The following is a 2,998-nucleotide window of genomic DNA, read 5'->3' as shown; positions in this document are numbered from 1 at the left end:
ACGCGGGCTGGGCCGCGGCTGCCGGCGGTTGCGCGGGGGCCGGACGGCCTGCCGCGGCCCGCGCGGCTGCGGCGGCGGTCGCCGCGTCGGCTGGGATCAGGCGCCCCGGCGTCGGCTCGGGCGCGGCGGGTTTCGGCTGCGGTGCTGCCGGGGCGGGTTGCGCCGCCGCCTTGGGCTGCGGGGCCGCCGCAGGGCCGCCGGCAGGCTGCGCTGCAGGGGCCGCTGCGGGTTTGGCCGCTTGGGGGTTAGCCCCGCCAACGGACGCCGGCTGGGGCGCGGCAGGGGACGCGGGCGCCGGTTTCGGGGCGGCGCTGGCCGCCTGCGGCTTGGCCGGCTCTGCGACTTTCCCGGCCTCTGCTGCAGCAGGCACGGGTTTCGGCGCAGGGCTTCCCGAAGGTTGCGGCGGGGCGGAAGCGGGTTCGGCCCTGGGGGCATTGGCGGGCGCGGATGCGGCGCCCTGCGTCCCCGGAGCCCCCGGCCATGCAGGACCGTTGGGCGGCGTCGCTTGCGCGGGGGTGGCAGGGCGGCTCTCACCCGGCGGCTCGGCCTTGGGGGCGGGTTGCGGACGATCGCTGGCCATATGGGCTTTCGCTGCTTCCAAATTACGGGCAGTTGTTACAGAGCCGTGCCATCGAACGCCAGCCTCAGCAGTAAAATGTCCGACACTCCCCAGCCATTGAAACCGACGCCGGCCTCGCCCGCCCGACCGCGGGTGCCGTCGAACGGGCTGTTCCGCATGATCCGCACCGTCGTGGCGCTGATCCTGCGCGAGATCGCCACCACCTACGGCCGCTCGCCCGGCGGCTATATCTGGGCCCTGGCCGATCCGATCCTGGGCATCGCCCTGCTGACGCTGGTCTTCCAGTATGCCTTGGGGAACACCAACCCCCTGCTGGGAACCAGCTTTCCGCTGTTCTACGCCTCGGGCTACCTTCCCTTCCAGATGTATCACGACATCGCGGGCAAGATGGCGCAAAGCCTGCGCTTCTCGCGCCCGCTGCTGGCCTATCCGGCGGTCACCTTTGTCGATGCGCTGGTCGCGCGGCTGATCCTGAACAGCGTGCTGCATGTGATCGTCTTCGTCGTAGTCGTCAGCGGCATCGCCATCGCCCAGCGTATCCCGCTGGTGATCGACGTCTCGGTCGTGCTGCATGCGCTGGCGCTGGCGGCGCTGCTGGGGGCGGGAATCGGGACGCTGAACTGCTTTCTGGTGACGCGATTCCCGGTCTGGGAACGGGCCTGGTCGATCCTGACGCGGCCGCTGTTCCTGATGTCGGGGATCTTCTTCACCTATGACGTGATGCCATCCATGGTGCGCGACATCCTGTGGTGGAACCCGATCCTGCATATCGTCGGGCTGATGCGGCGCGGCATCTACGGCGTCTATCCGGCCGACTACGTCAGTGAGCGCTATGTCGTCACGCTGTCGCTGCTGACGCTGGTCACGGGCCTGCTGCTGCTGTGGCGGCGCTATCGCGACCTGCTGGAACTGCGCTGAGCCTCAGGTCAGCCCTTCGATGATCGCGCGCAGGGTGGGGATGCCCTCGCCCTTTTCCGAGGAGGTGACGACCAGTTCGGGATAGGCGGCGGGGTGCTTCTGCAGCTCGGCCTCGATCTGCCCCAGCGTCTGATCCATCGTGCCGCGGCCGATCTTGTCGGCCTTGGTCACGACCACCTGGAAGGGCACGGCGGAACGGTCGAGCAGCGTCATGATCTCGTGATCCACCGGCTTGATGCCGTGGCGCGCGTCGATCAGCGCGAAGGCGCGGCGCAGGTTCGGGCGACCGGCCAGATACTGCTTCAGCAGCGCCTGCCATTTTTGCACCACCGCCACCGGCGCCTGCGCGTATCCATAGCCGGGAAGGTCCACCAGATAGCCGCGCTCGCCCAGGGCGAAGAAGTTCAGTTCCTGCGTCCGCCCCGGCGTGTTGGACGCCCGCGCGATGCCCTTGCGCCCGGTCAGCGCGTTGATCAGGCTGGACTTGCCGACGTTGGACCGCCCGGCAAAGCAGACCTCGGGCCGGTCGGCCGGGGGCAGGCCGTCCATGGCGACCACGCCCTTGACGAAATCGACGGGCCCCGCGAACAGCAGGCGCCCGGCCTCGGCGGCGTCCGCCTCGGGTTCAGGGGCGGGGGGGAAGGAAACCCTCACAGGACTTCGACCTCGTCTCCGGGGCGGAGGATGCCGCCGGTCTCGACCTCGGCGTAGATGCCGAAGTCCTGGTGCCAGAACCGGTCCTGCAGGGCTTTCGGCATGTCCACGTCGATCCGGCCCGTCCCGGTGTCAACGCTGGTCGCATCGCAGCGGCCGATCCGCTGGGTCAGCTTCAGCATGACCGTGTCGCCGATGCGGATGCGGTGCAGCTGCATGTCACGCTCGGCATAAGGCTCCCAGCCGTCGATCCACAGGTTGGCGCGCCAGCGGTGGGTGCCGAGGGGCTGGCCGAGCCGGCCTTCCAGATCGCGCAGCGAAGACAGCGACAGGACCGACAGCCACGGCTGGCTCACGTCCGCCAGGGCCTGCGGGGCCTCGACCAGCCTTGCTGCGGGGGCCTTGCCGCTGGGCGCCCACAAGGGGCCGAGCCAGTCGAGCAGGGCGGTCTCGTCCCTCGTGGGATCGAAGCGCAGCGGGGGCAGGGCGGGATGGGTCAGCAGCAGGTGATCGCCGTCCCAGCCGCCGCTGATCGCCTGCAGGGGCGCGGCGGCTGCCCCGCGCAGGAAGGCCGACTTGGGCAGCCAGCGGCGCAGTTCCTCGCCGTCCAGATGCTGCACCGCCGCCGCGTGCATCACCGCGAAGCGACGGTCGCCCGGCAGGGGCTGGCCTGCGGTCAGGGCGACCTCGGCCAGCGCCTCGCCCCCGGCCGACTTGACCGGGTAGCGGAAGACATGGGCAAGCCGCGCCGTCACTTCTTTGCGCTGCGTTTCGGCAGGCCCGAACGGATGTTGCCGAACAGGTCGGGCCGGTGGCCGTGCATCGACATGATCCCGTACTGCTGGA

General features: G+C 70.3%; 3 protein-coding genes. 1 reads left to right on the top strand and 2 read right to left on the bottom strand.

The genetic code is table 11. The features are described from left to right. Positions 1–655: 655 nt before the first annotated feature. Complete coding sequence (locus tag Q4F04_RS15200) at positions 656–1,498, top strand: ABC transporter permease (RefSeq protein ID WP_303370636.1); 843 nt, start codon at positions 656–658, stop codon at positions 1,496–1,498. A gap of 3 nt (positions 1,499–1,501) precedes the next feature. On the opposite strand, the gene yihA is transcribed toward Q4F04_RS15200, so the two are convergent. After that, positions 1,502–2,152 carry a ribosome biogenesis GTP-binding protein YihA/YsxC gene (yihA, locus tag Q4F04_RS15195; protein ID WP_303370635.1) on the bottom strand — a complete coding sequence of 217 codons (651 nt, stop codon included), beginning with the start codon at positions 2,150–2,152 and terminating at the stop codon, positions 1,502–1,504. Continuing rightward, positions 2,149–2,907 (bottom strand): MOSC domain-containing protein, encoded by a 759-nt coding sequence (locus tag Q4F04_RS15190; RefSeq protein ID WP_303370634.1) that lies wholly within the window; start codon positions 2,905–2,907, stop codon positions 2,149–2,151. Before Q4F04_RS15190 ends, yihA begins: the two co-directional genes overlap by 4 nt. Positions 2,908–2,998 lie beyond the last annotated feature (91 nt).

This window comes from Paracoccus sp. (in: a-proteobacteria), from assembly GCF_030536915.1.
GTDB lineage: Bacteria > Pseudomonadota > Alphaproteobacteria > Rhodobacterales > Rhodobacteraceae > Paracoccus.
This window is presented reverse-complemented; position numbering and strand designations above follow the sequence as displayed.